Source organism: Peptococcaceae bacterium 1198_IL3148, assembly GCA_036763105.1.
Taxonomy (GTDB): domain Bacteria; phylum Bacillota; class Desulfotomaculia; order Desulfotomaculales; family Desulfohalotomaculaceae; genus JBAIYS01.
The window spans coordinates 1-222 of the sequence record JBAIYS010000098.1 but is presented as its reverse complement, the minus strand read 5'-3'; the positions used below and the strand labels follow the sequence as shown (position 1 = coordinate 222).

Below are 222 nucleotides of genomic sequence, written 5' to 3'. Positions count from 1 at the left end.
TTGCATGCAAGTGTTTTTGTAGGGGCCGATTTATCGCGCCCACAAAAAGAAACATTTGCGCATAGTGAAAACGCATGTTTCAAAAAATAACACATGATAAATGAGCTAAAATCAGCTTATTCATAAAGAAATTTTATGGAGAGTTTGATCCTGGCTCAGGACGAACGCTGGCGGCATGCCTAACACATGCAAGTCGAACGGGGTTTAATTGAAAGTTTACTT

General features: G+C 39.6%; 1 rRNA gene. It reads left to right on the top strand.

The features are described from left to right. Nucleotides 1-132 precede the first annotated feature (132 nt). Nucleotides 133-222: ribosomal RNA gene (locus V6C27_15020) — 16S ribosomal RNA — on the top strand; the annotation flags it as partial.